General features: G+C 70.4%; 28 protein-coding genes. 17 read left to right on the forward strand and 11 right to left on the reverse strand.

The window, feature by feature from the left end; genetic code table 11:
- Nucleotides 1-24: 24 nt before the first annotated feature.
- The gene (locus JD292_RS02195) at nt 25-681 is read right to left on the reverse strand and encodes a class I SAM-dependent methyltransferase (protein WP_369411111.1); all 657 of its coding nucleotides are present in this window, start codon (nt 679-681) and stop codon (nt 25-27) included.
- A gap of 133 nt (nt 682-814) precedes the next feature.
- Between JD292_RS02195 and hflX the strand changes: the two genes are divergently transcribed.
- From hflX to JD292_RS02215, 4 genes are all read left to right on the forward strand, one after another.
- The gene (gene hflX / locus JD292_RS02200) at nt 815-2,461 is read left to right on the forward strand and encodes a GTPase HflX (RefSeq protein WP_233613236.1); all 1,647 of its coding nucleotides are present in this window, start codon (nt 815-817) and stop codon (nt 2,459-2,461) included.
- A 156-nt stretch (nt 2,462-2,617) separates the two neighbouring features.
- Nucleotides 2,618-4,951 carry a 5-methyltetrahydropteroyltriglutamate--homocysteine S-methyltransferase gene (gene metE / locus JD292_RS02205; protein ID WP_200131101.1) on the forward strand — a complete coding sequence of 778 codons (2,334 nt, stop codon included), beginning with the start codon at nt 2,618-2,620 and terminating at the stop codon, nt 4,949-4,951.
- Nucleotides 4,948-6,231 (forward strand): uroporphyrinogen decarboxylase/cobalamine-independent methonine synthase family protein, encoded by a 1,284-nt coding sequence (locus tag JD292_RS02210; protein WP_369411112.1) that lies wholly within the window; start codon nt 4,948-4,950, stop codon nt 6,229-6,231. Before metE ends, JD292_RS02210 begins: the two co-directional genes overlap by 4 nt.
- Nucleotides 6,228-7,142 carry a methylenetetrahydrofolate reductase gene (locus tag JD292_RS02215; protein WP_200131102.1) on the forward strand — a complete coding sequence of 305 codons (915 nt, stop codon included), beginning with the start codon at nt 6,228-6,230 and terminating at the stop codon, nt 7,140-7,142. Before JD292_RS02210 ends, JD292_RS02215 begins: the two co-directional genes overlap by 4 nt.
- A 183-nt stretch (nt 7,143-7,325) precedes the next feature.
- Here JD292_RS02215 and lexA read toward each other — a convergent pair whose 3' ends face one another.
- The gene (gene lexA / locus JD292_RS02220) at nt 7,326-7,979 is read right to left on the reverse strand and encodes a transcriptional repressor LexA (RefSeq protein WP_200131103.1); all 654 of its coding nucleotides are present in this window, start codon (nt 7,977-7,979) and stop codon (nt 7,326-7,328) included.
- Nucleotides 7,980-8,234: 255 nt separating this feature from the next.
- On the opposite strand from lexA, the gene JD292_RS02225 reads away from it, so the two are divergent.
- The 8 genes from JD292_RS02225 (at nt 8,235) to JD292_RS02260 (ending at nt 14,790) form a co-directional block, all read left to right on the forward strand.
- Nucleotides 8,235-8,645, forward strand: coding sequence for a LysM peptidoglycan-binding domain-containing protein (locus tag JD292_RS02225; RefSeq protein WP_200131104.1), 411 nt, complete (start codon nt 8,235-8,237; stop codon nt 8,643-8,645).
- 160 nt (nt 8,646-8,805) lie between these two features.
- On the forward strand, nt 8,806-9,894 hold the full coding sequence (locus JD292_RS02230; protein ID WP_200131105.1) for a histidinol-phosphate transaminase: 1,089 nt from the start codon (nt 8,806-8,808) through the stop codon (nt 9,892-9,894).
- A gap of 125 nt (nt 9,895-10,019) precedes the next feature.
- Complete coding sequence (locus JD292_RS02235; protein ID WP_200131106.1) at nt 10,020-10,796, forward strand: DsbA family protein; 777 nt, start codon at nt 10,020-10,022, stop codon at nt 10,794-10,796.
- Between the two features lie 27 nt (nt 10,797-10,823).
- Nucleotides 10,824-11,735 (forward strand): cytochrome c biogenesis CcdA family protein, encoded by a 912-nt coding sequence (locus JD292_RS02240; protein ID WP_200131107.1) that lies wholly within the window; start codon nt 10,824-10,826, stop codon nt 11,733-11,735.
- A gap of 10 nt (nt 11,736-11,745) precedes the next feature.
- Complete coding sequence (gene hisB, locus JD292_RS02245; RefSeq protein ID WP_200131108.1) at nt 11,746-12,354, forward strand: imidazoleglycerol-phosphate dehydratase HisB; 609 nt, start codon at nt 11,746-11,748, stop codon at nt 12,352-12,354.
- Nucleotides 12,351-12,995: an imidazole glycerol phosphate synthase subunit HisH gene (gene hisH, locus JD292_RS02250; RefSeq protein WP_200131109.1), complete on the forward strand. Its 645-nt coding sequence runs from the start codon at nt 12,351-12,353 to the stop codon at nt 12,993-12,995. The genes hisB and hisH overlap by 4 nt, the downstream gene beginning before the upstream one ends.
- Before the next feature lie 110 nt (nt 12,996-13,105).
- Nucleotides 13,106-13,861 (forward strand): bifunctional 1-(5-phosphoribosyl)-5-((5-phosphoribosylamino)methylideneamino)imidazole-4-carboxamide isomerase/phosphoribosylanthranilate isomerase PriA, encoded by a 756-nt coding sequence (gene priA, locus JD292_RS02255; protein ID WP_200131110.1) that lies wholly within the window; start codon nt 13,106-13,108, stop codon nt 13,859-13,861.
- 35 nt (nt 13,862-13,896) lie between these two features.
- Entirely contained in the window at nt 13,897-14,790 is an 894-nt protein-coding gene (locus tag JD292_RS02260; RefSeq protein ID WP_200131111.1) for an SseB family protein, read from the forward strand.
- Between the two features lie 36 nt (nt 14,791-14,826).
- Here JD292_RS02260 and JD292_RS02265 read toward each other — a convergent pair whose 3' ends face one another.
- Both JD292_RS02265 and JD292_RS02270 read right to left on the reverse strand, forming a co-directional pair.
- Nucleotides 14,827-15,153, reverse strand: a complete 327-nt coding sequence (locus JD292_RS02265; protein WP_200131112.1) for a branched-chain amino acid transporter permease — start codon at nt 15,151-15,153, stop codon at nt 14,827-14,829.
- Nucleotides 15,146-16,018, reverse strand: coding sequence for an AzlC family ABC transporter permease (locus tag JD292_RS02270; RefSeq protein ID WP_200131113.1), 873 nt, complete (start codon nt 16,016-16,018; stop codon nt 15,146-15,148). The genes JD292_RS02265 and JD292_RS02270 overlap by 8 nt, the downstream gene beginning before the upstream one ends.
- A 79-nt stretch (nt 16,019-16,097) precedes the next feature.
- Here JD292_RS02270 and JD292_RS02275 point away from each other — a divergent pair, with 79 nt between their 5' ends.
- Nucleotides 16,098-16,535, forward strand: a complete 438-nt coding sequence (locus tag JD292_RS02275) for an Lrp/AsnC family transcriptional regulator (RefSeq protein ID WP_200131114.1) — start codon at nt 16,098-16,100, stop codon at nt 16,533-16,535.
- Between the two features lie 155 nt (nt 16,536-16,690).
- Here JD292_RS02275 and JD292_RS02280 read toward each other — a convergent pair whose 3' ends face one another.
- The gene (locus tag JD292_RS02280) at nt 16,691-17,080 is read right to left on the reverse strand and encodes a DUF1844 domain-containing protein (RefSeq protein ID WP_200131115.1); all 390 of its coding nucleotides are present in this window, start codon (nt 17,078-17,080) and stop codon (nt 16,691-16,693) included.
- Nucleotides 17,081-17,271: 191 nt separating this feature from the next.
- On the opposite strand from JD292_RS02280, the gene infC reads away from it, so the two are divergent.
- The 4 genes from infC to JD292_RS02300 all read left to right on the forward strand — a co-directional run bounded on the left by infC (nt 17,272) and on the right by JD292_RS02300 (nt 19,504).
- The gene (gene infC, locus JD292_RS02285; RefSeq protein ID WP_200131116.1) at nt 17,272-17,913 is read left to right on the forward strand and encodes a translation initiation factor IF-3; all 642 of its coding nucleotides are present in this window, start codon (nt 17,272-17,274) and stop codon (nt 17,911-17,913) included.
- Between the two features lie 75 nt (nt 17,914-17,988).
- Complete coding sequence (gene rpmI / locus JD292_RS02290; RefSeq protein WP_010156662.1) at nt 17,989-18,183, forward strand: 50S ribosomal protein L35; 195 nt, start codon at nt 17,989-17,991, stop codon at nt 18,181-18,183.
- Nucleotides 18,184-18,232: 49 nt separating this feature from the next.
- Nucleotides 18,233-18,616 carry a 50S ribosomal protein L20 gene (gene rplT, locus JD292_RS02295; RefSeq protein WP_200131117.1) on the forward strand — a complete coding sequence of 128 codons (384 nt, stop codon included), beginning with the start codon at nt 18,233-18,235 and terminating at the stop codon, nt 18,614-18,616.
- Nucleotides 18,617-18,706: 90 nt separating this feature from the next.
- Complete coding sequence (locus JD292_RS02300; protein ID WP_200131118.1) at nt 18,707-19,504, forward strand: TrmH family RNA methyltransferase; 798 nt, start codon at nt 18,707-18,709, stop codon at nt 19,502-19,504.
- A gap of 31 nt (nt 19,505-19,535) precedes the next feature.
- Here JD292_RS02300 and JD292_RS02305 read toward each other — a convergent pair whose 3' ends face one another.
- The 6 genes from JD292_RS02305 to JD292_RS02330 all read right to left on the reverse strand — a co-directional run bounded on the left by JD292_RS02305 (nt 19,536) and on the right by JD292_RS02330 (nt 24,729).
- Nucleotides 19,536-20,852, reverse strand: coding sequence for a Dyp-type peroxidase (locus tag JD292_RS02305; RefSeq protein ID WP_200131119.1), 1,317 nt, complete (start codon nt 20,850-20,852; stop codon nt 19,536-19,538).
- The gene (locus JD292_RS02310) at nt 20,839-21,426 is read right to left on the reverse strand and encodes a copper chaperone PCu(A)C (protein WP_200131120.1); all 588 of its coding nucleotides are present in this window, start codon (nt 21,424-21,426) and stop codon (nt 20,839-20,841) included. Before JD292_RS02310 ends, JD292_RS02305 begins: the two co-directional genes overlap by 14 nt.
- Nucleotides 21,427-21,588: 162 nt before the next feature.
- The gene (locus JD292_RS02315) at nt 21,589-22,302 is read right to left on the reverse strand and encodes a copper resistance CopC family protein (RefSeq protein ID WP_200131121.1); all 714 of its coding nucleotides are present in this window, start codon (nt 22,300-22,302) and stop codon (nt 21,589-21,591) included.
- Nucleotides 22,303-22,431: 129 nt separating this feature from the next.
- Complete coding sequence (locus JD292_RS02320; RefSeq protein WP_233613239.1) at nt 22,432-23,019, reverse strand: hypothetical protein; 588 nt, start codon at nt 23,017-23,019, stop codon at nt 22,432-22,434.
- Between the two features lie 79 nt (nt 23,020-23,098).
- Complete coding sequence (locus JD292_RS02325) at nt 23,099-23,953, reverse strand: urea carboxylase-associated family protein (protein ID WP_200131122.1); 855 nt, start codon at nt 23,951-23,953, stop codon at nt 23,099-23,101.
- Nucleotides 23,950-24,729: a GntR family transcriptional regulator gene (locus tag JD292_RS02330; protein ID WP_200131123.1), complete on the reverse strand. Its 780-nt coding sequence runs from the start codon at nt 24,727-24,729 to the stop codon at nt 23,950-23,952. Before JD292_RS02330 ends, JD292_RS02325 begins: the two co-directional genes overlap by 4 nt.
- Nucleotides 24,730-24,884: the final 155 nt, after the last annotated feature.

Raw genomic sequence — 24,884 nt, forward strand, 5'->3', positions numbered from 1 at the left:
GCGTCCGCCAGGACCGCCGCGGCTTTAGTAGCCTCGACGGGCGGGGCCATCCGGCTCGTCTGCGCGCCGCACGGCCCGGATCACGTGGAAGCCCTTGCTGCGGTCAGCGCGTTCGACCTCGAGGAACGGGAACTCGGCGGCGATCCAGCGCTGCAGCGAGTCCGCGCCCAGGTGCTTCGCCACAACCAGCGACGCGATCCCGCCAGGCGCGAGGCGGGGGAGCCACTGGGAGAGGATTGCGTGCAGAATCTCTTTCCCGACCCGGATCGGGGGATTTGAACGGATTTCTGCGAACAGGAGTTCGGCGGGCACCGCGTCTGGAGCCGCGACGTGCACGCGGTCGGCCAGGCCGAGTCGCGTCGCGTTCTGGGCGGTGAGCGCGCGGGAGCGCTCGTTGACATCGACGGCCCAGACCTCACGCTCGCGGGCGCCGAGTGCCGCGTCGAGCGCGATCGGACCCCAGCCGCAGCCGAGATCGAGGATCGCCCCGGCGGGCGCCTCGTCGCCGACGCCGGCGCGGTGGAGCGACCTGAGCAGCACTTCCGTGCCCCGATCGAGGTGCTCGGGGCTGAAGACACCGCCAGCGGTGACGACCGTCCGCGTCTCGCCCGCGAGCTCGACCTCGATTTCGCGCGGGCGGAGATCCCCCGCCGGTGCCTCGGAGAAGTAGTGCTGATTCACCGCTCCAGTATCCCAGCACCGAGCGGCCCGCGGTTCGCACGGACGCGTCGAGCGCGGGCTGCGCGCCGGTCCCGTGCGCCGGGAGAGAACAGCGATGCGCGGTGTCGGAGGCCGGAAGTAGACTGGAGCCCACATGACGAAACGCCTGCACGAAGACGAAGAAGTGATCGCCGACGCCGAGACCGCGCCCGGCACGGCCCCTGAGCGCGCGGAAGCCGGCGCCTCAGAGGCCGATGCGCCGCGCCCCGAGGCGTCGGAGCGTGCCGGCCGCGCAGGCTACGCCGATCCGCTCGATCGCGTGCTCGCGCGCGATGCGCAGCGGGGCGGAGCGACCGTGATCCGGGACCTCACGAGCGGTGCGCAGGCGCTCGGCGACGCCGAGCACGATCACCTCGCGGAGGATCTCGACGCGATCCGGCTCGAGCGCGAGGAGCGCGCCGGTTTGAAGCGCGTCTCGGGGCTGTCAACCGAGCTCGAAGACGTCACCGAGGTCGAATACCGGCAGTTGCGCCTGGAGAATGCCGTGCTGATCGGCGTGTACACCGGATATGGCAAGGACGGGCTCGAGGACGCGGAGAACTCGCTCCGGGAGCTCGCCGCGCTCGCGGAGACCGCCGGCGCGAACGTTCTCGAGGGGCTTCTGCAGCGTCGCGCGAACCCGGACCCCGCGACCTACCTCGGCAAGGGCAAGGCGCAGGAGCTCGCGGAGCTCGTGCAGGCCGTCGGCGCCGACACCGTCGTCGCCGATACCGAGCTCGCACCGAGCCAGCGGCGCGCGCTCGAGGACGTCGTCAAGGTGAAGGTGATCGACCGCACCGCGGTGATCCTCGATATTTTCAGCCAGCACGCCAAGAGCCGTGAGGGCAAGGCCCAGGTCGAGCTGGCGCAGCTCGAGTACCTGCTGCCGCGTCTGCGCGGCTGGGGCGAGTCGATGTCGCGTCAGGCCGGCGGCCAGGTCGGCTCGGCCGGCGCCGGTATGGGCTCCCGCGGTCCCGGCGAGACGAAGATCGAGCTGGATCGCCGGCGCATTCACACCCGGATGGCGAAGCTGCGCAAGCAGATCCAGCAGATGACTCCGGCTCGCGAGGCGAAGCGCGCGAACCGCAAGCGCGGCGAGGTGCCCTCGGTCGCGATCGCCGGCTACACGAACGCGGGCAAGTCGAGCCTCCTGAACCGGCTGACCGGCACCCAGGAGCTCGTGCAGAACCAGCTGTTCGCCACGCTCGACACGGCGATCAGGCACGCCGAGACGTCCGACGGCAGGAGCTTCACCTACGCCGACACGGTGGGCTTCGTGCGGAACCTGCCGCACCAGCTTGTCGAGGCGTTCCGCTCCACCTTCGAGGAGGTGGGCGAGGCCGACGTGATCCTGCACGTCGTCGACGGCTCCCACCCGGACCCGGCGGCGCAGCTGCGCACCGTCCGCGAGGTGATCGCCGAGGTGGAGGCGCAGGATATCCCCGAGCTGGTGGTCTTCAACAAGGCCGACCTCCTCGACGACTCCCAGCGCCTCGTTCTGCACGGACTCGTCCCGGACGCGGTGTTCGCCTCGGCCCGCACGGGCGAGGGGATCGAGGAGCTGCGCGCCCGCATCGACGCCGCGATCCCGATTCCCGATCGCGAGGTCGACGTCGTGGTGCCGTACGACCGCGGCTCCCTCGTCGCCGAACTGCACGAGCGCAACCGCGTCCTCTCCACGGAATACGTGGAGGACGGCACGCGCGTGCGCGCCTTCGTGACGGCGGAGATGCTCGCGAAGCTCGCGCCGTTCATGAGCTGATCAGGCGGGACCCGACGCAGCGGCGGCCGAGCCGTCGCGTAACAGTGCGTAATTCATACGGCGAAACATGCGGGCGGACACGGAGCATCCGCGGTTAGCGTGAAGAGTGCCCGGGCCACCGGGTGTATTCCGAGCGCTGAATCGAAGAGGACCCCAATGCCCGCACACACCCTGCCCACCGCCACGATCCTCGGCTACCCCCGGATCGGCCGCCGCCGCGAGCTGAAGCGCGCGGTCGAGTCGTACTGGCGCGGGGCGAGCGACGAGGCCGAGCTGCGGGCCACCGCGAAGGATCTCCGCGCGGCAACCCTCGCGCGCCTCGTCGAGCTGGGGCTTCCCGCGGAGGGCGGCGCGATCCCCGACAGCTTCAGCTTCTACGACCAGGTGCTCGACGCGACCCTCGCGCTCGGCGCGATCCCGGAGCGCTTCGCCGACATCTCCGGATCCGACCTCGTCACCTACTTCGCCCTCGCCCGCGGCGACCGCGACCACCAGCCGCTCGAAATGACGAAGTGGTTCGACACCAACTACCACTACAGCGTCCCCGAGATCGACGAGCGCACCCCGTTCGGCGCGAACGCCTCCGCCCTCGTCGAGCGCCTCGCAGAGGCCGCTGATCAGGGGATCGAGACGCGCCCGGTGCTCGTCGGCCCCGTCACCTACCTGCTGCTCGCGAAGGCATCCGACGAGGCGGGCGAGGGCTTCCGGCCGATCGACCGGCTCGCGGACGTGGTCGCCGTGTACGCGGAACTGCTCCGCGCGCTCGCCGCGGCGGGAGCCCAGTGGGTGCAGATCGACGAGCCGGCGCTCGTCTCCGACTCGCTGTCCGTGTCGCGCGAGGAGACGCTCGCGCTCGTCGAGCGCGTGTACGCCGAGCTCGGCGCCATTCCGGTGGGGGAGCGTCCCGCGATCCTCCTCACGGCGCCCTACGGCGACTCGTCCGCGGCGCTCGCTCGCCTCGGGGCCCTCCCGGTCGAGGCCGTGCAGGCCGACCTCGTGCGCGGCTCGCTGCCCGAGGACGCGCTCGCGAGCGGCGCCCTCGCCGAGGCGTTCGCCGACACGCAGCTCGTCGCCGGCGTGGTCGATGGCCGCAACATCTGGCGCACCGATCTGCGCGCGGCATTCGCCACGGCTGAGCGCCTCAAGAACGCGGGAATCGCCACCGTGATCGGCACTTCCAACAACCTCCAGCACGTGCCGCACGACGTCGCAGACGAGACGAAGCTCGACGCGCGCCTCCGCTCCTGGCTCGCCTTCGCCGACCAGAAGGTCGCGCAGGTCGCGACGCTCGCGCGCGGTCTCTCCGAGGGGGCGGCCGCGATCGAGCCGGAGCTCGCCGAGACCGAGCGGATCCTCGCGGACCGCGCCGCGGCCCCCGGCGTGCGCATCGACGGGATCCGCTCCCGCGTCGACGCCGTCACGGCCGAGGACCGCAACCGCGCCGCCGAGGGCGACCGCCGCGACGCGCAGCGCGGCCTGGGGATCCCGGAGCTCGCCACCACGACGATCGGGTCCTTCCCGCAGACCGCCGAGATCCGCAAGGCCCGCGCTGCGCACGGCAAGGGCGAGATCGACGAGGAGACCTACGAGGGCTTCCTCCGCGCCGAGATCGAGCGCGTGATCAGGCTCCAGGAGGAGATCGGCCTCGACGTGCTCGTCCACGGTGAGGCGGAGCGCAACGACATGGTGCAGTACTTCGCCGAGCTCCTCGACGGCTTCGCGGTGACGGAGCACGGCTGGGTGCAGTCGTACGGCACGCGCGCCACGCGCCCCTCGATCCTGTGGGGCGACGTTTCCCGCCCGAACCCGATGACGGTGCGCTGGTCGTCCTACGCGCAGTCCCTCACCGAGCGTCCCGTGAAGGGCATGCTCACCGGGCCCGTCACGATCCTCGCCTGGTCGTTCGTCCGCGATGATCAGCCGCTTTCGGATACCGCATCGCAGGTGGCGCTCGCCCTCCGCGACGAGATCGACGACCTCGTGGACGCGGGGATCTCGATCGTGCAGGTCGACGAGCCGGCCCTCCGCGAGCTGCTGCCGCTCGACCGCGACCGCCAGGCCGCGTACCTCGACTGGTCGGTGGGCGCGTTCCGTCTCGCGACGGCCGGTGCCGCGCCCGGCGTGCAGATCCACACGCACCTCTGTTACTCGGAGTTCGGCGAGATCATCGACGCGGTCGACGGCCTCGACGCCGACGTCACGAGCATCGAGGCGGCGCGCAGCCGCATGGATGTTGTCGAGCCACTCGGCGACCACGGCTACTCGCGCGGGATCGGCCCCGGCGTCTACGACATCCACTCGCCCCGCATCCCGAGCGTCGAGGAGCAGGCGGAGCTGATCCGGATCGCCGCCGCACGCATCCCGGGCGAGCAGCTGTGGGTGAACCCCGACTGCGGGCTCAAGACGCGCGGCTACGACGAGACGGTCGCGAGCCTCAAGAACCTGGTCTCTGCGGCGCAGACGGTGCGCGAGGCCGCGGTGCGGGCGTGACCGAGCCCGGTCGCGGGCCGGCTGCCGTGGCGGCCCGCGACACCCCCGCGGCGCGCTCCTGGGATCCGTCCGTTCTGCCGACCGAGCAGGTCGGATCGATCCCGCGGCCGGCCCGCCTGCAGCGCGCGGTGCTCGACGCCGAGATCGGGCAGGTCACCCCGGAGGAGCTCGCGGCCGAGCAGGAGCGGGCCGTCGCGGACACGATCGCAGCCCTCGTGGCGACGGGATCGCCGATCGTGAGCGATGGCGAGCAGCGGAGGCAGAGCTTCGCGAGCTACCCGCTCGGCACCGACGAGGTCGAGGCGGGCCCGGTGTTCGCCGTGTTCGCCGACGGGCACCACCGGGTGGTGCCGAGCCTCGCGCGCGGGCCGTTCGCGTTCCGCGCGTGGGCGGCGGAGGACGTTGCCGCGTCGCGCTCGCACACCGATCTGCCCGTGAAACAGGCCGTGATCTCGCCGTCGATGCTCTCGCTCGTGGTTCCGGAGAGCGGCCTGCCCGGCTACTCGCGCGCCGAGTTCCTCGACGACGTCGTTGCCGGCTGCGCCGAGGACATCGAGCGCTGCTTCGCGGCGGGTGCCGCGCGCGTGTCGATCGACTTCACCGAGGGGCGGCTCGCGCTGCGGCGCGATCTGCGCGCGCCGTGGGCCGGCCCCGCTGCGCTCGGCGGCTTCATCGAGCTCATCAACCGGGTGCTGGATCGGGTGCCCGCCGAGCTGCGCCCGGCGATCGGGGTGCACACCTGTCCCGGCAACGACAACGACTCGGCCCACAGCGCCGACGTGGACTACGCCGAGCTGATCCCGGAGCTGTTCCAGATCGAGGCGGGCTACTTCCTCGTGCAGTCCGCGAGCGAGCGGGAGCCGGATCGCGTGGCCCGTCTCGTGGGGACGCAGCTCGGCGCGCTCGCCGAGGCTGGGCGACCGGTGCCGCGCGTGCTGCTCGGCGTGACGAATCCGACGAGCCCGAAGCTCGAGACGGCGGAGGAGGTGCGGGATCAGTTGGTCCGGGCGGCCCGCTTCATCCCGGCCGATCGCCTCGGATCGACCGATGATTGCGGCTTTTCGCCCTATCTCATCGACGAGAAGCCGCGCCACGGTTCGCCCGATTTCGCGCGCGACGTCGCCTTCGCGAAGATCGCCGCGCGCGTCCGCGGGACGGCGCTGGCCTCCGACGAGCTGCGCGGCGGCGCGTCGGCGGCGCCCGACGGCGGGGAGCTCGTGGGCTCCGGCGCCGGTGCCACCTCCGCGCGAATCAGTTCCGTGAACGGGGGATCCCAATGAGCCCGCTGCTCCTCGCAGGAACCGCGGCGACGTACGCCCGGTTCTCGTTCGAGGTGTTCCCCGCGCGGACCGGTGCCGCAGCACTCGCGCTCGGCCACGCCGTGCAGCACCTCTCGGCGGCCGGGCCCGACTTCATCTCCGTGACCTACGGGGCGAACGGCTCGAACCGGGACGCCTCGCTCGATCTGCTGCGCTATCTGCGGGAACACACCGACGCACTGCCGCTCGCGCACCTCACGACCGTGGGGGAGGACCGGGAGACGATCCGGGAGACGATCCACGCCATTATGGACGCGGGGGTGCACGACTTCCTGGCACTCCGCGGTGATCCGCCGCGCGGACTCTCCGAGGACGACGCCGTGGTTGCGGGGTCGCCGAGCTCGCGTGACCTCGTCGAGCTCATCGCGGAGGCTCGGGCCGAGCGGCCGGCCCTCACGAGCGTGGGGCGCACGGCGGTCGCCGCGTATCCGAACGGCCATCCGCTCTCGCGATCCCGATCCGAGGACCTCGAGTGGCTGCTCGCGAAGCAGGAGGCGGGGGCGCAGTTCGCGATCACCCAGCTGTTCTTCGAGGCCGAGGAGTACCTCGGCTTCGTGTCAGACGCCGCGGACGCGGGGGTGCGGATCCCGATCCTTCCGGGCCTCATGCCCGTCTCGACGAGTGCGCAGTTGCAGAAGGTGGCATCGCTCGCGGGGCGGCCGGCGCCGGAGCGGCTCGTGCGCGCCCTCGCCGACGCCGGGGGATACGCCCCGGAACTCGGCGTGGAGCACACCGTGTCGCTCGCACGACAGCTCCTCGACGGCGGCGCGCCGTCGATCCACCTCTACACCTTCAACCGGCACGAGCGGGTGCTCGCCGTGCTCCGCGAGCTGGAGTTGCTGACGCCGGATCCGGTGGCGGGGCGACCCTGACGCTTCTGCCCGGGGACCGCGGGTCGACGCGGCCGCGCACCTCGGTCGTGCGTGCCGCGGAGCGCCGGCGCGCGCGGGGTGTGATCGGGGATCCGACGCCCGCGGCGGGAGGCCCGGCGGTCCCGGAACCGCGTGGCGCAATGCGATTGCCGGGGCTAAGGCCTCCGCGCGGAATAGCGGTGATTACACCGATCGGAACACTGCAACCACGCGGCCGAGCACCTCGGCGTGGTCGCCCAGGATCGGTTCGAATGCGCTGTTGCGGGGGAGGAGCCACGTGTGGCCGTCGCGGCGGCGGAACACCTTGACCGTCGCCTCGCCATCGAGCATGGCCGCGACGATGTCGCCGTTCTCCGCCTCGCGCTGCTGGCGGACGACCACGAAATCGCCGTCGCAGATCGCGGCGTCGATCATGGAATCGCCCACGACCTTGAGCATGAAGAGCTGGCCGTCGCCCACGAGCGCGCGGGGGAGCGGCACGACCTCCTCGACCTGCTGATCGGCGGTGATGGGAACGCCCGCCGCGATCTGGCCGACGAGCGGCACGTAGGCGGCCTCCTCGACCTGCTGGGTGGGCGCCCCGTCGAGCGCGTCGCGCGTGCTCGCGAGTTCGACGAGGATCTCGAGGGCGCGCGGTCGGTTCGGGTCGCGGCGGATGTAGCCGCCGAGTTCGAGGCGGCTGAGCTGGTGCGTGACGCTCGACAGGGAGGACAGCCCCACGGCGTCGCCGATCTCCCGCATGCTCGGCGGGTAGCCGCGATCCTCGACGGAGCGCGCAATGCACTCGAGAATGGCCTGCTGCTTCTCGCTCAGCGGCTTCGGCGTCGCGGTGCTCATGGTGGTCCTTCCTGCGCCGTGCGGCGGATCGGGGAGGCGGATCCGTCAATGTCAGTGGTGCTCGATTGACTGGTCCTGTTGCCGGAAACCCTAGTGCGTACGTTCGAACCGAGGCAAACATCTGTTCGAGTGTCGCGCAGATTCGTTCACAGAAATCTTCGAATCAAGGGTTGCGGTTTCGATTATTCGAAGATAGATTCGAAACAGATGTTCGCACCGCTTGCGGGCGGAACACGAACTGAAGGAGAGGAAATCATGAGCGCACAGGCGATTCAGGTCGAGGATCTCACCGCTGCACCGAAGCCGGTGGGGCGTATCAAGCTCACCCGCAGGGGTCGCGCGTTGTTCGGTGGCCTGGCCACCGTGCTCGTCGCTGCCGTGCTCGCGCTGCTCGCTTCCTTCGCCGCCCCGTCCGCTCTCGCGAGCAACGCCGCGAACAGCGGTCAGGATTTCCACTACGTGGTTGCACAGCCCGGCGAGTCGCTGTGGTCGCTCGCCTCCGAGCTGGATCCCGCGGCGGATCCTCGCGACCTGGTCGCGGAGATCGTGCAGCTCAACCAGCTCGAAGACTCGGGAGTCGAGGCCGGGCAGCCGGTCGCCGTGCCCCTGCGCTACAACTCCAACCCCTCCACGGTTTCGGGGGAGGAGCTCGGCCTGGACGCCTGAGCTCCGAACACCTGGACACCTGAGCTCCTGGGTATCTGAGCTCCTGGGTATCTGAGCGCCTGGGTATCTGAGCGCCATCACCGGCCACACGGTTTTCGGGAGTGGGCGACGGGCCCTGACAGCGTCGGATTCGATTCGCCCGGGCGCGTAGACTGGCCGAGTGACCGAGCTCAGTGACCTTCCTCTCCGCGCGAATCTCGTCGGCAAGCGACCCTATGGGGCCCCGCAGGATCCGGTTCCCGTCAGCCTGAACGTCAACGAGAACACGCACCCGCTTCCGGAGCCCGTCCTCGAAGACATCATCGCCTCACTGGCCGAAGCGGTCCGCGGAGTCAACCGCTACCCCGACCGCGAGTTCACCGAGCTCCGCGAGGCGCTCGCGGGCTACCTCTGCCACGGCATCACCCCCGAGCAGGTGTGGGCGGCCAACGGCTCCAACGAGGTCCTCCAGCAGATCCTGCAGGCCTTCGGCGGACCCGGCCGCAGCCTCCTCAGCTTCACGCCCACCTACTCCATGTACCCGCTCCTCGCGAGCGGCACCGACACCGAGTGGATCGGCGTCCCCAGGCCCGCGGACTACGCGCTCACCCCCGAGGGCGTCAGCGCCGCGCTCACCGAACACCAGCCCGACATCGCCATCCTCTGCGGCCCCAACAACCCGACCGGCACCCCGCTCGACCGGGACGTCATCCTCGCCGCCTACGACGCCTTCGACGGCATCCTCATCGTCGACGAGGCATACGTCGAATTCGACGAGCAGCGTGATACCGCGGTCGAACTGCTCCCCGGCAGGCCCCGGCTCCTCGTCTCCCGCACCATGAGCAAGGCCTTCGCCTTCGCGGGCGTCCGCCTCGGCTACCTCGCAGCCGACCCGGCCGTCATCGACGCTCTCCGGCTCGTCCGCCTCCCGTACCACCTCTCCGCGCTCACCCAGGCCGCAGCCGTCGCCGCGATCCGGCACTCCGGCGAGATGCTCGCCACCGTCGCCGACATCCGCGCCCAACGCGACCGGCTCCAGGGAGCGCTCGAAGAACTCGGATACACGGTCCACGACTCCGGGGCGAACTTCCTGCTCGTAGGCGGATTCGCGGACCCCGAGGGAATGTTCGAGGCGCTGAGGGGGCGCGGGATCCTGATCCGGAACCTCAATATCCCCGGGCACCTCCGCATCACCGCGGGCACCTCGGAAGAGACCACCGCCCTCATCCAGGCGATCGCCGAGCTCACCCCGGTCGACACGCAGCACTGAAGCGGCGCGGGTCCGGCTGCGGCCCGCACCGCCGGTTTCGCGCGCTCGAAATTCCCCGCCACCCCAGGGAACCACAGGAAACCGGCCGTTTCGAGATTCTGAGCGACACTCGTTAGCCTGGATGCATGTCCCTTCCTCCCGAAGCCCTTCCCCGCCAGGCGCTCGAGCGGAGGCTCCGCCGATCCCGCGTGCTCAACGTCCTGCTCGGCACCGTGGCACTCGCCGCGCTCGTCTTCGGCGGGCTCCAGTGGAGCGAAAACCGCGACGGCGGGTCGAACGCCGCGAGCGGAGGCTCGCAGCAGACGAAGGAGGGCCAGCAGGCGGACGGAGGCAACTCCACGAACTCCGGCGCTCCGAAACTGGAGCGACGCGACGCGAACGATCCGATGGCGATCGGGAAGGTCGATGCGCCCGTCGTGCTCAACGAGTGGGTGGACATGCGCTGCCCATTCTGCGCCGTGGCCTCCCGCGACGCCCTCCCGACCGTGATCAAGGAGTACGTCGACTCGGGCAAGGTGCGCATCGAGTACCACGACGTCGCCTTCTTCGGCGAGGAGTCCGCTCGGGCGGCGGCCGCAGCGCGCGCCGCGGGCAAGCAGGGTAAGTACCACGAGTTCGTCACCGCGGTCTACGCGGCCGCACCGGAAACCGGGCACCCCGAGCTGGCGCAGGAGGAACTCGTCGCGTTCGCCAAGACCGCGGGCGTCTCAGACATCGAGCGATTCACCGCCGATATGACGAGCCCGGAACTCCGCGCCGAGGTCGCCGCCAGCACGGAGCAGGCGCAGCAGCTCGGCGTCACGAGCGTGCCCTTCTTCGTCGCGGACGGCAAGGCGCTGAGCGGTGCGCAACCCGTCGACGCGTTCCGCAGCTTCCTCGACGCGGCCCTCGACGCCGCCTAGCCGGGAACCGCGGCGGATCGGATCCCGGTGAGTCTCAGTCTCTTCGGCGCCCTCCTCGGCGGCGTACTCACGCTGCTGAGCCCGTGCTCTGTGATGCTCCTTCCCGCGTTCTTCGCCTACGCGTTCACGAGCCCCGGCGCGCTGCTCGCGCGCACGGGGGTGTTCTTCGCCGGCCTCGCGACCGCGCTCGTGCCGCTGGGCCTCCTCGCCGGGACGCTCGGCGCCTGGGTGAACCAGTACCGCTTCGCCCTCATCACGATCGCGGCGATCCTCGTCATCGTGCTCGGCGCGATCCTGCTGCTCGGGATTCCCGTTCCCGGCCTGATCCGGCGAGCGGGCGCCGTGAACGGCGGCGGTAGCGGCGTGAGCGGCGCCTCGAACGCCTCGGTCTTCGCGCTCGGCACGGTGTACGGCCTCGCGGGCGTGTGCGCCGGCCCGCTGCTCGGCGCGGCGCTCGCGTTCGCCGCGTTCGGCGGGGAGCCCCTCTTCGGCGGCCTCGTGCTGCTCGTGTTCGCGATCGGGATGACGCTGCCGTTGCTCGCGCTCGCGCTGCTCTGGAATCGCCTCCCGATCGTCCGCCGCCTCGTGCGTCCGCGGGAACTCGTGATCGGGCGGTGGCGGAACGCGTGGACGAACGTCGTCGGCGGACTCCTCACGATCGGGATCGGCGTGCTCCTGCTCGTTTCGCAGGGCACGGCCTCGCTCGGCGGCGTGCTCGGCGCGACCGCGCAGGCGCGGCTCGAAGCCGACGTGATGGGCTGGTCCGCCGCGGTTCCCGACTGGATCGTCCTGCTGATCGGGGTCGCGCTCGCCGGGATCTGGATCGCCGTCGCGGTGGTGCGCCGTCGGAAGGCGAGGGCCGCCCGCGAGGCGCAGGCGGCCGCTGCGAGCGGACCGCGGGGCCCGGGGACGCCGGAGTCGGTCGGGGAAGCCCGGTAGACTGACCAGCATGACCGAAACCTCACGCACCGCCGCGCTCGAGCGTTCCACGAGCGAGTCGCAGATCAGCCTCCGCGTCAATCTCGACGGAACAGGCCAGTCCGACATCCATACCGGCGTGCCGTTCTTCGATCACATGCTCACCGCCTTCGCGCGGCACTCGCTCACCGACCTCACCGTGCACGCCAAGGGTGACATCCACATCGACGTGCACCACACGGTCGAGGACACGGGGATCCTGCTCGGCCAGGCCATCCTCGAGGCGCTGGGAGACAAGGCCGGGATCACTCGCTACGGCGACGCGCTCGTGCCGCTCGACGAGGCGGTCGCGCAGGCCGTCATCGATATCTCGGGCCGCCCGTATCTCGTGCACTCCGGCGAGCCGACCGGCTTCGAATTCCACCTGATCGGCGGCCACTTCACGGGCTCGATGGTGCGTCACTTCTTCGAGGCGCTCGTGCTGAACGCGCGCCTCACCGTGCACCTGAAGCTCATCGAGGGCCGCGATCCGCATCACATCGCGGAGGCCGAGTTCAAGGCGTTCGCGCGTGCGTTCCGCCAGGCCAAGGCGTTCGACCCGCTCGAGACGGGGATCCCGTCGACCAAGGGCGCACTGTGACGGCTGCCGCGCCCGCGAAGCGGGTGGCCGTCCTCGACTACGGCTCAGGCAACGTGCACTCCGCGGTGAAGGCGCTCGCCAAGGCCGGCGCCGAGGTCGAGCTGACCAGGGATCCCGCGGCGGTGCTCGCTGCCGACGGGCTCCTCGTTCCCGGCGTCGGCGCGTTCGACGCGGTGATGGCCCAGCTGCGCGCGGTCCGCGGCGACGAGCTGATCGATCGCCGCCTCGCAGGCGGCCGACCGGTGCTCGGCATCTGTGTCGGCGAGCAGATCATGTTCGAGCGCGGGATCGAGCGCGGGATCGAGACCGAGGGGCTCGGGCAGTGGCCGGGCACGGTCCGCGAGCTGTCGGCCGACGTGCTGCCGCACATGGGCTGGAACACGGTCGAGGCCCCCGAGGGATCGGTGCTGTTCGACGGAATCGCCGATGAGCGGTTCTATTTCGTGCACAGCAACGCCGCAGTGGACTGGACGCTCGAGGGACGCAACGAGGCCACGCGGCCGCTCGTGACGTGGGCGGATCACGGCGAGCGCTTCGTCGCAGCCGTCGAGAACGGCCCGCTCTCTGCGACGCAGTTCCACCCGGAGAAGTCGGGTGAGGCGGGCATCCAGCTGCTGCGCAACTGGATCGCCTCCTTCTGAGCGAGCGGCCGTCACGCTGGCGCAGCGGAACGGCCGACACGACAAACGAATACCCGAACCACAGCGAAGACGAAGACCGTCCTCGTGTCACCGACTGGAGAAGCATCACAATGAGCGAGCTCGCACAGGGCCCCAAGCTGGAACTGCTGCCCGCGATCGACATGGTCGACGGTCAGGCCGTGCGCCTCACCCAGGGCGAGGCCGGGACGGAGAAGGGCTACGGCAGCCCCGTCGACGCGGCCCTCGACTGGGTCGATCAGGGCGCCGAGTGGATCCACCTCGTTGACCTCGACGCCGCGTTCGGACGCGGGAGCAACGTCGACGTCGCCCGGAAGATCTTGCGGCGCACGGGCGGCAAGGTCAACGTCGAGTTCTCGGGCGGGATCCGCGACGATCGCAGCCTCGAGGCCGCCCTCGAGATGGGGGCGCGCCGCGTGAACCTCGGCACCGCCGCGCTCGAGAACCCCGAGTGGACGGCCTCGGTGATCGCGCGCTTCGGCGAGCGGATCGCGGTCGGCCTCGACGTGCGCGGCGAGACGCTCGCGTCGCGCGGCTGGACCGAGGACGCCGGCAACCTCTGGGACGTCCTCGATCGCCTCGAAGAGGCGGGCTGCCCCAGATACGTCGTCACGGACGTCACCAAGGACGGCACGATGCGCGGACCCAATGTGGAGCTCCTCGCGCGGGTGTGCGCACGCACGGACCGCCCCGTCGTCGCCTCGGGAGGGATCTCGAGCCTCGACGACCTCGTCGCGCTGCGGGAACTCGTCCCGCAGGGCGTGGAGGGCGCGATCATCGGCAAGGCGCTCTACGACGGGGCGTTCACACTGGCAGCCGCTCTCGACGTCTCGGGGCACTCGGCCTAGCGCCCGGATCAGGAGATCCGAAGCGGCGAACTGACATGGCAATCAAGAAGCTTCCCTCGACGGGCGATGCTCCGCGTTCGACGGGCGTCCCCGACAGTCTCGTCCCCGGGGGGCCAGCGGACTCTGCGGGCTTCCCCTGGGAGGGTCGCACCTTCGACCACCACGGCACGGCGTTCGCCGACGACGACGGCGCGACGCCCGCCGCAATCGCGGGGGCCGTCGCCGAGCTCCGGGCCGCCGTTCGCGCGGCGCAGGCCTCGGAAACCACTGATCAGGCGATGGCCGGTCTCGAACGGATCGCCGCGGCGCACGATGGCATCCTGTGCGCGTTCCGGGAGTCCCGCGTGCTCGTTCCGATGCTCGCCGAGGCCGGCGATTTCGGGACGACGCCCGAGGGCCGCACCGTCGAGAAGTCGCAGGAGCTCTCCATCGTCACGGTGGGCGCCCCCGATGGCCGGCGCGTGCTCCCCGTGTTCAGCTCCGTCGCCGCAATGGCGAAGTGGCACCCGGAGGCGCGCCCGATCCCCGTCCCCGGCGGGCAGGCCGCGCTCGCCGCGGTGCAGGAGGAGACCGACCTCATCATCCTCGACGCTGCGAGCCCCGAGCTCGAGTACGGGGTGCGGCGGCCCGCCCTGAAGGCGATCGCACTGGGCGAGAACTACCGCCCTGCCTGGGCTGATCCGGCCGTGGAACAGGCGTTCCGCGAGTGCGTTGCTGGCGAGCCCGGCGTGACCGAGCTGGTGCTCGGCCCGGGCGATATCGAGGGGCGGCTCCTCGCTCCGGAGGTGGACGTGGTCATCCGGGTCGCGGGCGGGCTCAGCCAGGAGGACCTGGGCGAGCTGCTCGGCCGGCTGCAGCAGCGCTTCGCCGCCTCGGAGACGATCGCGGAGCTCGTGGACTCGATGCGGCTCGTGCCGCGCGCCGAGTAGCGCACGCCGCCCGGCTCCGCCCTTCCGCGGCTCCGCCTAAAGCAGGTTCACGAGCAGCACGTAGCAGGTGGTGCCGGTCGCGATGCTCAGCAGCGCTCGACGCCCGAGGAACAGGTGCGTCGCGATCGTGACGGCGGAGGCGACCCCGACCATCCACGCGCGGGAGAGATCGGCGACGATCTGATCGCGGAGCACGACGCTCACGAGGATGAGCAGGATCCCCGCGGGCATCCACCGGCCGAGCGCCTGCACGAAGCGCGACTTTCTGAGCGGCTTCAGGATCGCGAACGGGAGCGCGCGCAGGCCGAGCGTGACAAGCCCGGCGATCACCACCGCGGCGATCAGGTACGGAGCCTCAGGCATCGCTTCCCTCCGCACCCGTGCGTCCCGCGGCATCCGCGTCGCGCCGCCTGGCGCCGAGCGCGTAGCGAACCGCGAGCAGCACCGTGTACAGGATCAGCGCGACGAGCATGCTCTGCCCCGGGGCCGCGAGCATCGCCACGCCGACCGACAGTCCGGCGAGGAGCACCGCGGGGATCTCGCGCCGGCTCCGCACCGCGTCGAGCGTCATCACGATGAAGAGCGAGGTGAGCGCGAACTCGAAGCCCTCGATCGGCGCCGGGAGGGCGTTCGCGATCGCGATCCCGATCAGGCCGCCGACCACCCAGTACGCCTGCATCATGAGCTGGCCAGTGACAATGCGGGCGGAGGAGATCTTCTCCTCGGGCATGAGCACGTACGTGGCGTAGGCCTCGTCGATCATCGCGTAGGTCGCGTACGCCCGCGGGAGTCCCTTGCGCACCTTCGTGATCGGGAACGACAGGGCGTAGAAGACGTGCCGGAAGTTCACGGCGAACACGGCGACCGCGATCGTGACGAGCGGCGTCGCCGCGGCGAGGAGGCTCACGAGGAGGAGTTCGACCGAACCGGCGAAGATGCCGATCGACAGCGCGGGGGCCAGCCACCAGGGGAGCCCAGCCTGCGCGATCAGGATGCCGAGGGCGAGCCCGAGGGGGAAGATGCCGAGACCGACGCCGAGCGAGTCGGTGATCCCGGCGCGGATCCCCGCGCGCCGATCCAGCTGTGTGGCGGGGGGAGCGGCGGGCTCCGCGGCGAGCTCCGTGTCGGGCCCGGCGAGATCGGCGGGGCCCGCGGGACCTGCGGACCTCGCTGCCGGCTCCTCCGCGATGCCGGGGTTCGCCTCCTCGGCAGGGCAGGGAATGGTCATGGCAATATTGTGACTGAAAATCACCGCAATTGTGGTGCGCAAACTGGCCTCACGGCACCGTATGCTGCAAGATAATTGTGTGGATGCACTCGATCACGCAATTATCACAGAGCTTGAAGCGGACGGTCGGCTGAGCAACGTGGACCTCGCCGCCCGGATCGGCCTCACGCCAGGCCCCTGCCTGCGCCGCGTTCAGCGGCTCGAGGCCGAGGGGGTGATCCGCGGCTATCGGGCGATCGTCGATCCCGATGCGATCGGGCGCGGCTTCGAGGTGATCGTCAACGTCGACCTATCGACGCAGGAAGCGACCGCGGTCGCAGACTTCGAGCGGGATGTCACGGCGCTCGACGAGGTCGTTGAGTGCCGGCGCATGTTCGGGCGGCCCGACTACTTCATGCGGGTCGCCGTCGCCGATCTCAGCGCTTACGAGGTCTTTCTCACCCAGCGGATCATGTCGCTCACCGCGATCGGGCGTGTGAACTCGCACTTCGCGATGAAGACGCTGAAGAAGGAGTAACCCCGGCCGCGCAGGCTCGGGCGCGCCACGAACGCGCTCGCGGGCGCCGCGCTCGCGGGAGCCCCGCGGCCCGGTCGTCGCGGGTGCCACGCACGGGAACGGGCGCGGCCGAGGCCCCGGAGCCCGGCCTCGGCCAGTTCCGGTGCGCGTGCGGCTCAGATGACGGAGCCGGTGTACTTCTCGCCGGGGCCGGCGCCGGGAGCGTCCTGGATCGTCGAGGCCTCGCGGAACGCGAGCTGCACGGACCGCAGGCCGTCGCGCAGGCTGCGCGCGTGCATGTCGCTGACCTCGGGGGCAGCTGCTGTGATGAGGCCGGCGAGCGCGTTGATGAGCTTGCGCGCCTCGTCGAGGTCGATCTGCTGCTCGGGATCGTCGGCGAGGCCGACCTTGACCGCTGCGGCACTGAGGAGGTGGACGGCGGCGGTCGTGATGACCTCGACCGCGGCGACGTCGGCGATGTCGCGCGTGGCCTGCTCGGCGTCGACGGCTGCGGAGCCCGCGCCCTCGGCGGGGTTCGACTGGGGCTCGGGGGTGGTGTCGCTCATGCTGTCCTGTCTCCTGGCGCGGTCCTGTGATAGTATTGCCGTTGGTTCTCGGCGTCTTGCCGAGATTCGGAAGTGGAGTTTCTCCCACCCGGCACCGCTCCAAGGTTACCGGGTAGTTCGCACCCCGCCGTTCTGCGGCAGCTCAGCAAAGGGTGTGGGAACGCGCGTGCGCGGTCCGAGCTCCTCCTCCGATGTTCTCTTGCGAGAGCACCTCACCCCCGAGATCAGAGGAGCCGGCGATCAGCGATCCCCGTACGAATGACAGAATCCGCGTCCCCGAAGTGCGCCTGGTTGGACCCAGTGGCGAGCAGGTCGGTGTCGTGCCGATCGAGACCGCGCTGCGCCTGGCGGCAGATGCCGATCTCGATCTCGTAGAGGTTGCCCCGAACTCGAAGCCCCCCGTGGCGAAGATCATGGACTTCGGCAAGTTCAAGTACGAGGCTGCCCAGAAGCAGAAGGAAGCCCGTCGCAACCAGGCGAACACCATCCTCAAGGAGGTTCGTTTCCGCCTGAAGATCGACAAGCACGACTACGAGACCAAGACGAAGCGTGCCGTCGGGTTCCTCTCGCAGGGCGACAAGGTCAAGGCGATGATCCTGTTCCGCGGCCGCGAGCAGTCGCGTCCCGAGATGGGCGTCCGCCTGCTGCAGCAGTTCGCGGAGGACATCGCGGAGTTCGGCACGGTCGAATCCTCGCCTCGGATCGACGGCCGCAACATGGTCATGGTGATCGCCCCGCTCAAGAACAAGTCGGAGGCGAAGGCGGAGCAGAACGCCCGCCGCGCGGAGGAGAAGGCGAGCCGCAAGGCCGCCGCCGGATCCACCGACGAGTAATTTTTCGGCCCGCTGGAGACAGCGAAGCCGAGCACAACGCAGCCGTCAAGGCGCGCACATAACAAGGAGAAATCGATGCCCAAGCAGAAGACCCACTCGGGTGCCAAGAAGCGCTTCAAGCTCACTGGCTCCGGCAAGCTGATGAAGCAGCAGGCCGGCATGCGCCACAACCTCGAGGTCAAGGCCTCGAAGCGCAAGCGCCGCCTGAACGCCGAGCAGGTGCTCGCCAAGGGCGATGCCAAGCAGGCGATGAAGCTCCTCGGCCACTAAGCCGCAAGCATCCAGCGTTTTACTGAGAGTTTTGTAAGGAAGAACTGAAATGGCAAGAGTCAAGCGGGCCGTCAACGCCCACAAGAAGCGTCGCGTTATCCTCGAGCGTGCCGAGGGCTACCGCGGACAGCGTTCGCGCCTGTACCGCAAGGCCAAGGAGCAGGTCACTCACTCGCTCGTCTACGCGTACAACGATCGCCGCAAGAAGAAGGGCGACTTCCGCCGCCTGTGGATCCAGCGCATCAACGCCGGCGCCCGCGTTAACGGCCTCACCTACAACCGCTTCATCCAGGGCCTCGGCCTCGCGGGTGTCGAGGTCGACCGTCGCATGCTGTCCGAGCTCGCCACGAACGAGCCGGCCGCGTTCGCCGCGCTCGTCGAGGTCGCCAAGAAGGCTCTTCCCGAGGACACCTCGGCTCCGAAGGCCGCGTAAGCGTCTTTCCGTCTCGTCGAAGGCCCCCACCGCACCAGCGGCTGGGGGCCTTCGCCGTCTCTGGGCGCCACGCCGCGCTAGGGTTGTGGAGTGATCGAGAACGTGAAATCGGGGCGGGTGAGGCGCGCGGCCGCGCTCGCGCGGAAGAAAGAGCGCGTCGCGCAGGGGCGCTTCCTCGTCGAGGGGCCGCAGGCGGTCCGCGAGCTGCTCGCGCATCGCCCCGAGCTCGCGGAGACGGTCTACGCGACCACGGGCACCGAGGCGTGGCAGCACGAGATCGATCAGCTCGCCTCCGACGGTGGCGTCGAACTCGAACGCGTCACCCCGGAAGTGCTCGCCGCGATGTGCGACACCGTCACCCCGCAGGGCGTCGTGGCCGTCGCCCGCACCTGGGACGCGGAGCTGGCCGAGGCGCTCGCCGGCGCGCGGCTCGTCGTCGTCATGCACGAGGTGCGGGATCCCGGGAACGCCGGAGCCGTCCTCCGCGCGGCGGACGCCGCGGGCGCCGACGCGGTCGTGTTCGCTGGCGAGAGCATCGACCCGTTCCACCCGAAGGTCGTGCGCTCCACGACCGGATCGCTGTTCCACCTGCCCGTGTTCGTTGCCCGGGGCCTGGTGGGTGTGGTCGACGCGGCGAAGGCCGCGGGGTTGACGACCATCGCGGCGGACGTCCGCGGCGACGATCTGCTCGCCGCGCGCGCAGCGGGCGTCCTCGCCGGGCGGGTCGCGTGGGTCTTCGGCAACGAGGCGCGGGGCCTCACCGAGGGGGAGCGCGCGCTCGTCGATCGCTCGCTCCGGCTCCCGATCTACGGGGCGGCGGAGTCGTTGAATCTTGCGACCGCGGCGAGCGTGCTCATCTACGAGACCGCGTTCGCGCAGCGCGACTGAACCCCCGCCCCTCAGAGCGGGGGTTCCCGCGCTAACTGAGCAGCGACTGCCCGAGGATCTCCCCGCGGGAGAAGCCCGGCAGGATCGCGAAGACGGCAGAGCCGGTGTGCGTGATCCACTCGTTGAGGAGGTCGAGCTCGTCGAGCCGCTGCTGGATCGGCACGAACTGTCGCAGCGGATTGCGCTGATAGCAGGCGAACAGGAGGCCGGACTCGCCGCCCTCGTCGTAGTTCACCGCCCGCCGGAAGATGCGCTCGTTCGGATCCTCGGAGTGCGCGCGCCGCGAGTGGGCGAAACTGGGGATTACGGGGAGCCCCTGCTCATCCTTCGCGTCGAAGTCCATCGGCGAGTGCTCGGTGCCTCCCGTGAGCGGCGCCCCGTCGGACAGCCTGCGGCCGATGGTCTGCTCTCGTCCTGGACGATCGATCTGGTCCCAGGTGTCGAGTTCCATCCGGATCCGGCGCAGCACGAGGGCGGTGCCGCCCGCGAGCCACGCCTGGGACCCCGCCTCCGACGACGGGTCGGCCTCGCCGAGCCACACGAGCGGGGCGAAATCCTCGTCCTCCGGGTGCGGGTTCACGGTGCCGTCGACCTGGCCCATCAGGTTGCGCATGGTCGTGCCGCTCTTCTCCGATCCGCGGGCGGTCCGGAATCCCTGCTGTTCCCAGTGGCGATCCGCGAAGCTCCTGGTGTCGCGCTGCAGCATGCGGGCCGCGTGGGCCACGGCGAGCTGATCGTCGGCCTGGATGAGGAACAGCAGATCACCGCCGTCGTGGGTGCCCGCGAGCCGGTCCTTCGAGAACTTCGGAAGGGGAGCCAGCCACTCGGGGCGCTTCCCGGGGCCGACGCGATCGACGAGATCCGGGCCCACGCCGACGGTGATCGTCAGGCGCGCCGGCCGCGCCGCGAGTTCGGGCTCGGGGTCCGCGAGCGGGGAATCACCCGAGGTGAGCCCCTCGACGTCATCGGTGAGGATCCGGAACAGGCGTTCGATCGCGGCCCGGTCCGTTGTCGGCTTCAGCCGGTAGGCCACGAAGCGGACGTGGGTCGTCGGCTCCGTGATGACGCCGGCCTGGTGCGGGCCGTGGCAGGGGAGCGACTCCCCGCCGAACGCCGCAGCCGACGCCGCAGCGGACCGGTCTGGGGCGATCGCCGCACGGATCGCGGGGATCCCGACGGCGGCTCCCAGGCCGAGCACGGCTCCGAGGCCCGCGCCCGCTGCGCCGCCGGTGAGGAGGGAGCGCCGGTCGATCCCGGGCCGCTCCCGCGGTGAACGGGGGGATGCCCCCGCGGCCGCGCCAGAGGCGTCGGCCGCGAGGGTGTCCCGCTCGGGGCTAGTGGGAGCCATGGTCCCCGCCGTGCTCCGAGCCGCCATCGTAGCTCTCGTTCGCACCCGAGTAGTCCTTCACGAGGGCGTGAACGTCGACCGTCTTCCCGTCGGCGGTCTTGAGCGTGACATCGACCTGATCGCCCGCCGCGATCGGCTTCGGCATCTCCATCAGCATGATGTGGTTGCCGCCGGGCGCGAGCTCGAGCGAGCCCTTGGCGGGGATCGTGAACCCGCCCTTGACCTCGCTCATCTTGCCGTCGGCGCCGGTCTCGTGGAGCTGCACCATCTTCGCCGCGGGGCTCGCGGCGCTCTCGAGCACGATCTCCTTGTCGGTCGTGTTGACGAGCTTGCCGAAGACGCCCGACATGTCGGTCATCTTGCCGCCGGCGTTCGCCTTGGCCCACGCGCCCTCGAGCGCGAGCGGGGCCTTGGCCTCGTTCGCGGCGCTCGCGCTGGAGCCGGTCCCGTGCTCGGCGTTCGCCTGGGTCTCCGCCCCCTGCGCGCAGCCGGCGAGGAGAAGCGGCACCGCGAGCAGCGCGCCGGTGGTGACGAGCGACATGCGGAGGGTGCGGGTGCGTCGTGTGGTGGTCATGAGTGGTGAATCCTTTGTTCGTAATGGTGTGAGGGATCGGCCGGTGCCCGTGCGCACCGAATCACTGCCGCGGGTACGCCAAAGCGCGCCGAACGGGCGGGTGCCTGAGGCCGGGAACCGGGATCCTCGAAAAAATTGGGGCGGATGGAACGCCCCGGACGACTACTCGCCCTGTGTGCTGTCCTGCGGCGTGCCGTCTCGCGGCTCAGAGGCCGACTTGGCGGCGTTACCGCCGCCGATCGCCTCGTCCATGGCGGACTTCCGGCGACGCGTCCCCACGACCGCGGCGGTCACGCCGCCGATCACGACCACGGCCGCACCGATGATGACCGCGGTGAGCACACCGGGGTTCATGCCGCCAGCGCCGTCCGAGTGCTGCTCGCCCTCGGCATGGGAATGCCCAGCGGGCTCGGTGGCGTGGTCGCCCTCGCCCTCGTGGCCCTCAGCGTGCTCGTGCTCCGGCGCGGGTGCCGTCTTCGAGAGGACGCCCTTCCCGGAGTCATCGATCGTGATCCCGAAGGTCCCCTCGATCGGGTGGCCGTCACTCGAGACGACGCGCCAGGCGGCGCTGTACTCGCCAGCAGCAAGATCCTTCCCGAGCGACTGCGTCACGTCGGGGCCTGCGACCTTGGGCTTGTCGACCGAGAGGGCCTTCCCGCCCGGTCCCTTGACCACGATCTCAGTGCCGACCTCGATGATGCTGTTGCTGAACGTCAGGGTGAAGGAGTCCGTCTTCCCCGCGTCGTCCGCACCGAGAACGGTGTTGACGAGCGAGTCGTGCGCCTGGGCCGGGCTCGCGAACGTGAGCAGTGCCGCGAATGCGACACCAAACGCGACCGCGAGAGCGGCGATGCGTGTACGGATGGTCGATGTCATGGGAGATGTTCCCCGGTTTTCCTCCGGCGTGTGCCGGGCCTGCGCACCCGCGACGCGAACAGCGTCACCCCTTGCGGGCGTTCGCGGGTGCTGAGTGTCATGGGACAGCTGGTGTGCCCGACTCGAGTGTCAGGCGGGGGAAACCGGGGGACCGCGATGCGTGATTGCCGAGGCGCTGAGCAGGCGCTCGACGATGCGCGCCGGGGAGAAGAACGCGCGCCGCGCGGCGTCGGGCGCGGCGGGCGCGATGGCCGCGGGAAGCGCGACAGCGAGCGCGCGGAAGATGAGGCGGGCGAGGCCGAGGAAGGCGCGCTCGCCAGCGTGCAGCAGCGCGATCGTGAGCGCGGCTGCGATCCCGTGCGCGAGCCACATGCCGGCGTCGAGGCTGGCGACGGGAACTCCGGGGACGAACTCCTGGATCGCGGCGAGGTGCGCAGCGTGCGGGGAAACGACGGGGCCGGAGCCGCTTCCGGGGGTTCCCAGGCCCGACAGTGCCCAGTGGAACGGGAACTGGGCGGCAACCACGGCGACGCCCAGCCGCCAGAGCGATCCGACCTTCCCCGCGAGGAGCGTGCACAGCGGAAGCGCAAGGACCGCCGTGGCGACCACGGCGAACCAGCTGGAGTCGCCGCCGGCGAGGGAGTGGGAGGCCGCTGCGAGGATCGTCGCGATCGCGGCGCCGGCGGTGCCGCGGGCAGCGCGAACTCCGCGCGTCACGCCTGCACTCCCGGGGGATTTCACCCTTCCAGTGTACGCGATCGGCGGGGACCGGTCCGCGCGGGCCCCGCCGTCCGGATCAGGACCAGGGACGCTCCTGGAGCGCGTGGCCCCCGGCGTACTCGGGCAGCGAAGGGGTGCTCCAGCCCGCGAGCAGCGCATCGTCGATGCGATAGATCTCGACGCCGATCGGGCGGCACACCTCGACGGGGTCGTGGGCGCCGTCGCCCCACATCGGCACGGAGAGATCGCCGCCAGGGCACGTGGAGAGCGCCATCAGCACGTCCATCTCGGCGAACATCTCGAAATAGTCTCCGACCTGGGCCGGACACGTCTTCATGAAGTACTTGTCCTCGTCGTTGAGACCCGTGCACTGGAAGACGTTGAGTACGTCGTGCACGTCGAACTCGGTCAGCCCGAACGGCCGCACCGCCCGGGTGAGGTTCGAGTGGCAGTGGTAGTCGAAGTCCTCGCCGGTGAGCATGCGGTTCACGTACGGGTCGCAGCGGGTGCCGAGCGTGTCGTGCACGCGGCCGCCCTCGCTGTCGACGCCGTAGCTCTCGAGCGTGTCGCCCGTGATCGTCACGAGGGGGCGGAGATAGGGGAGGGTCGACCAGAGCCGATCGAAGCGGGTCACGTGCGCGGCCTGGAGCTGGCGGGTGCGCGCGGCCCAGAACCGCTCGCGCGGGTTGTGGCGATTCCAGATGTTGAGGTCGCCGACCTGCGGACCATCCACCGTCAGTAGGCGGCACACGTGCCCGGCAGGCACCTCCCAGGCGACGCCCGACCGGATCGGGATCTCGAACGACTCGACCAGCGTGCGGCCGGTCGTATCCTCGCCGATCCTGCCGTAGAACTCTCGGTCGACCTCGAGCGCCGGTCCCTTGTAGGCCGCCTCGGTCAGCGCGGCGACTCTCGTCGTCTCCTCGGTCATGCGTTCATCTCCTCTGATGCGGTGGGTGAATCGGGTGCTTCGGGGCCCTGATCTGGGATATTCGGGTCCGGATTCGACGGGGGTCCGGAAAGCGGGGGCCGCCTCCTCGAGCGTTCGGCCGCGCGGACGGCGTCGATCACGCTCACCTCGGAGTCGTCGAGGTAGCGCTCGAGCGCGATCTGCGCCTCTGCCCGCGCTCCTCCGAGCACGAGTTCGGCGATCTCTCGATCCCGCGCGACCCACTGCAGTTGGAACCTCGCCTCGTCCTCGATCACGGAGAACGCGAGCCGGAGCTGCGCCGCCGTTGAGGTGAAGAAGGCGTCGAGACTGGCCGATCCGCACAGCGCAACGAGCTTCCGGTGGAAGTCGAGGCTGGCGGTGCCGACGTTGCGCCACTCGCCCTCGGTGAGGTACCGCTCGGTGAGCTCGGCCGCCGCCTCGATCTCGTCGAGCAGGTGGGCGGACGCTCCCGCGCTCGAGCGGACGGCTCCGGTCTCGACGATCCGCCGCGCCGTGTAGAGGTCGCGGATGTCGTCGACGCTGAGCTCGCGCACCGAGTAGCCGACGTTGCGCGTGGACACCGCGAGTCGATCCGCCTCGAGGAGACGGAGCCCGTCGCGGGCGGTGTTGCGCGAGACGCCGTACCGGTCCGCGACCGTGGCGTCCACGAGGCGGGTGCCAGGGGGCAGTTCGCCCTCGATGATCCGCTGCCGGAGCGCGTGGCGCACCTGATCCGCCGCGGATTGCACCCCCGCGGGCAGCTCTGCCTGTGTCATGTCACCGAGCATAGCAATATGAGACCAAGATTGTTGAGCAAAAATTCTCAATGAGTCTCATAACACGAATGCTCGCCGCTCGCATGAATGTGAAGAACATCGCGGAAAATTGCGAAATATTGCGAAGAACCCGATCCGGAGCTCATTCTTGTCGA

The organism is Leucobacter edaphi (assembly GCF_016522535.1).
Lineage (GTDB): Bacteria > Actinomycetota > Actinomycetes > Actinomycetales > Microbacteriaceae > Leucobacter > Leucobacter edaphi.

What these genes read in the sequence shown, in the direction of transcription:
- hflX (WP_233613236.1), top strand. Translation starts at nt 815, where the DNA reads ATGACGAAACGCCTGCACGAAGACGAAGAAGTGATCGCCGACGCCGAG.
- metE (WP_200131101.1), top strand. Translation starts at nt 2,618, where the DNA reads ATGCCCGCACACACCCTGCCCACCGCCACGATCCTCGGCTACCCCCGG.
- JD292_RS02215 (WP_200131102.1), top strand. Translation starts at nt 6,228, where the DNA reads ATGAGCCCGCTGCTCCTCGCAGGAACCGCGGCGACGTACGCCCGGTTC.
- lexA (WP_200131103.1), bottom strand. Translation starts at nt 7,979, where the DNA reads ATGAGCACCGCGACGCCGAAGCCGCTGAGCGAGAAGCAGCAGGCCATT.
- JD292_RS02225 (WP_200131104.1), top strand. Translation starts at nt 8,235, where the DNA reads ATGAGCGCACAGGCGATTCAGGTCGAGGATCTCACCGCTGCACCGAAG.
- JD292_RS02235 (WP_200131106.1), top strand. Translation starts at nt 10,020, where the DNA reads ATGTCCCTTCCTCCCGAAGCCCTTCCCCGCCAGGCGCTCGAGCGGAGG.
- hisB (WP_200131108.1), top strand. Translation starts at nt 11,746, where the DNA reads ATGACCGAAACCTCACGCACCGCCGCGCTCGAGCGTTCCACGAGCGAG.
- priA (WP_200131110.1), top strand. Translation starts at nt 13,106, where the DNA reads ATGAGCGAGCTCGCACAGGGCCCCAAGCTGGAACTGCTGCCCGCGATC.
- JD292_RS02260 (WP_200131111.1), top strand. Translation starts at nt 13,897, where the DNA reads ATGGCAATCAAGAAGCTTCCCTCGACGGGCGATGCTCCGCGTTCGACG.
- JD292_RS02265 (WP_200131112.1), bottom strand. Translation starts at nt 15,153, where the DNA reads ATGCCTGAGGCTCCGTACCTGATCGCCGCGGTGGTGATCGCCGGGCTT.
- JD292_RS02270 (WP_200131113.1), bottom strand. Translation starts at nt 16,018, where the DNA reads ATGACCATTCCCTGCCCTGCCGAGGAGGCGAACCCCGGCATCGCGGAG.
- JD292_RS02280 (WP_200131115.1), bottom strand. Translation starts at nt 17,080, where the DNA reads ATGAGCGACACCACCCCCGAGCCCCAGTCGAACCCCGCCGAGGGCGCG.
- infC (WP_200131116.1), top strand. Translation starts at nt 17,272, where the DNA reads ATGTTCTCTTGCGAGAGCACCTCACCCCCGAGATCAGAGGAGCCGGCG.
- rpmI (WP_010156662.1), top strand. Translation starts at nt 17,989, where the DNA reads ATGCCCAAGCAGAAGACCCACTCGGGTGCCAAGAAGCGCTTCAAGCTC.
- rplT (WP_200131117.1), top strand. Translation starts at nt 18,233, where the DNA reads ATGGCAAGAGTCAAGCGGGCCGTCAACGCCCACAAGAAGCGTCGCGTT.
- JD292_RS02305 (WP_200131119.1), bottom strand. Translation starts at nt 20,852, where the DNA reads ATGGCTCCCACTAGCCCCGAGCGGGACACCCTCGCGGCCGACGCCTCT.
- JD292_RS02310 (WP_200131120.1), bottom strand. Translation starts at nt 21,426, where the DNA reads ATGACCACCACACGACGCACCCGCACCCTCCGCATGTCGCTCGTCACC.
- JD292_RS02315 (WP_200131121.1), bottom strand. Translation starts at nt 22,302, where the DNA reads ATGACATCGACCATCCGTACACGCATCGCCGCTCTCGCGGTCGCGTTT.
- JD292_RS02325 (WP_200131122.1), bottom strand. Translation starts at nt 23,953, where the DNA reads ATGACCGAGGAGACGACGAGAGTCGCCGCGCTGACCGAGGCGGCCTAC.
- JD292_RS02330 (WP_200131123.1), bottom strand. Translation starts at nt 24,729, where the DNA reads ATGACACAGGCAGAGCTGCCCGCGGGGGTGCAATCCGCGGCGGATCAG.